This is a genomic window from Mesorhizobium sp. M7A.F.Ca.CA.004.04.2.1 (assembly GCF_004022825.1).
Lineage (GTDB): Bacteria > Pseudomonadota > Alphaproteobacteria > Rhizobiales > Rhizobiaceae > Mesorhizobium.
This window is the reverse complement of sequence record NZ_RZPH01000752.1, coordinates 1-3,047: the sequence shown is the minus strand read 5'-3', so window position 1 is coordinate 3,047 and position 3,047 is coordinate 1. Positions and strand designations below refer to the sequence as shown.

Below are 3,047 nucleotides of genomic sequence, written 5' to 3'. Positions count from 1 at the left end.
CCTCACGTCTTGCCACCGGCGGCAGCGCCATCGACCGCTCGCGCCCGATCCGCTTCAGCTTCGACGGAACCATCGTGCAGGGCTTTGCCGGCGACACCATCGCCTCGGCGCTGCTGGCGGGTGACGTCGCGGTCGTCGGCCGCAGCTTCAAATACCACCGGCCGCGCGGCATATGGGGCGCCGGCGTCGAGGAGCCCAACGCGCTGGTCGATATCGGCGGCTTGTGGGCGACGCCCAACACGCGCGCCACGACCGAGCCGGCGCGCGACGGACTGGTGGCGAAAAGCGTCAATGCCACGCCCAGCGCACTGGCCGACCGCCACGCCTTCCTGGACCGTTTTGCGCGCTTCATCCCGGCCGCGTTCTACTACAAGACCTTCATGTGGCCGGACTGGCACAGGTTCGAGCCGCGCATCCGCGCCATGGCGGGGCTGGGCACGGTCGATGCCGACTGGACCTCGCCCGGCATGGCCGACCAGATCAACCATCATTGCGATGTGCTGGTTGTAGGCGCGGGACCGGCCGGGCTGGCAGCGGCAAGGCTGGCGTCTGGTGCTGGCCTGACTGTCACATTGATAGACGACCAGCAGAGCCCCGGCGGATCGCTTGGCCATCGTGCCGCGGAGATCGACGGCAAGCCGGCGGCCGTATGGGTCAAGGAGACGATTGCCGAGCTTGTCGCTGGCGGTCACCTCATCCTGCCTTCGACCACCGCCTTCGGCATCTACGACCACAATCTGGTCGGTCTGAATCAGCGCCATTTCGACGGCCGGCCGGATACGCTGTGGCGGGTCAGGCCGCGCCAGATCGTGCTGGCGACCGGCGCCATCGAGCGGCCGCTGCCTTTCGCCAACAACGATCTGCCGGGCATCATGTCGGCGGATGCGGCGTTCGCCTATCTCCGGCGCCACGCTGTGCTGGTCGGCCGCCGCATCGTCGTCGCCACCAACAATGACAGCGCCTATGAGGTGGCGGGGGCGCTTGCCGAGGCCGGCGCCGAAGTCAGGCTTGTCGACATCCGGCGCAACGGCACGCCTGCCGCGCCGGCCAATGCCCGGTTGATCAAAGGGCGTTCTCTCGCATCCGCCAGCGGCAAGCTGCGCGTCGACGGCGTGACGCTCGACGACGGCACGAGGTTCGATGCCGATTGCGTCCTGGTCTCCGGCGGGTGGACGCCGACCATCCATCTCTTCGGCCAGGCCAAGGGCAAGCTCGCCTGGGGCGATGCGCGCGCCGCCTTCCTGCCAAGCGATCCGGGCGACGGCATCGCCGGGATCGGCGCCGCAGCCGGCGCGGTCTCCTTGTCGGAGGTGTTTGCTGGCGCCGGCCCCGCCTTTGCACCCCTCGGCCAGACGAAGGCTCCCCTACCGCGCAGCACCGGACCGGAGGCGACGGGAGGCATTCTCCCGGCATGGCCGATTCCGGGCTCGAAAGGCCGTATCTGGATCGATTACCAGAACGACGTGACGGTGAAGGACGTCGAACTGGCAGCGCGCGAAAACTTCGTCTCGGTCGAACATCTGAAGCGCTACACCACGCTCGGCATGGCAACCGACCAGGGCAAGACCTCCAACCTGCCCGGCCTGGCGCTGATGGCCGGTATCACCGGGCGTACGGTGCCGGAGGTCGGCACCACCACCTATCGTCCGCCATTCACCCCGGTGCCGCTGGCAAGCTTTGCCGGCGCGCGCGGCGGCGAGTTGATGGCGCCGGTGCGCCGGCTGCCGCTCGAAAACGTCCATCGCGCCAATGGCGCTGTCTTCCAGGAATATGGCGGCTGGCTGCGCCCTGCCCATTATGGCGGCAGCGCTGACGCGGAGCGTTCGATCGCGGACGAAGCACGGCGCGCGCGCCAGTCGGTCGCGCTGTTCGACGGTTCGACACTCGGCAAGATCGAGGTGATCGGGCCGCAGGCGGCCGCATTCGTGGATTTTCTGTACTACAACACCATGTCGACGCTGAAGCCGGGCCGCTGCCGCTACGGCTTCATGCTGTCGGAGAACGGCGTGGTCTTTGATGACGGCGTTCTGGTGCGGCTGGGCGAGCATCGCTTTGTCGTCTCGTGCTCGTCCTCGCATGTCGCTGCCGTTCACGCCCGGCTGGAGGAATGGCGACAGGACCGCTTCGGACGCGGCGCGATCTATATTCACAACGCCACATCGGACATGGCAACGTTGACAGTTTCAGGACCGAACGCCCGAAAACTGCTCGAAGCGCTGGATCTCGGTCTCTCGCTCGGCGACGCCGATCTTCCGCATATGGCCATCGGTCATGGCACCTACGCCGGCAACGAAGTCCGCATTGCCCGCGTCAGCTTCACCGGCGACAGGAGCTACGAGATTTCGATCCGGGCCGATCGCGCCGAGCCGTTATGGGCGCATCTGCGCAAGGCGGGCCAGGCGTTCGACGCCGTCGTCATCGGCCTGGAGGCGCTGATGATCCTGCGCGCCGAGAAAGGCTTTATCGTCATTGGCAAGGACACTGACGGCACCACCCTGCCGCACGATCTCGGCGTCGACGGCCCGCGCGTCAAGCGCCAGACCGAGTTCGTCGGCCGCCGCTCGCTGTTCACCGAAGAGGCCTCGCGTGACAACCGCATGCAGCTTGTCGGATTGGCGGTGCCGCAAGGCGAAGCGCCGCTGCCGACCGGAGCGCATGGCATCAAACGGAGCGACGGCAGATTGCGCAGCCAAGGCTTTGTCACCTCGAGCTACCACAGCCCGACGCTCGGCCGCCCGGTTGCGCTTGGCCTGATCGAGCGCGGTGCGACGCGGCATGGCGAGACGATAGACATCCAGCATCTCGGCAAGATCAGCAAGGCGACGATTACCGCCCCTTGCGCCTTCGACCCGGCAGGAGACCGGCTGCATGCGTGATCTCGCGGAAAAATGGTCCATTACTCCGGACTGGCAGAGCGCAGTCATCGCCACGCCGGATCTTGCGATACGAGCCGTCCTCGACCTCAACCAGTTGATGGTCAGCGGCGACCTCGACGCGTGGACACGGGCTTCCAGCATCGGCGGGACTGGCGTGGGGGGCTTTTGTAT

Annotated in this window: 1 protein-coding gene; it reads left to right on the top strand. The window is 67.0% G+C overall.

Features of this window, described 5'->3' with window-relative positions; genetic code table 11:
- Positions 1 to 2,876 (top strand): sarcosine oxidase subunit alpha family protein (locus tag EN893_RS26370; RefSeq protein WP_128361892.1); only part of this gene is annotated, 2,876 nt, incomplete at its 5' end.
- Between the last annotated feature and the right edge of the window lie 171 nt (positions 2,877 to 3,047).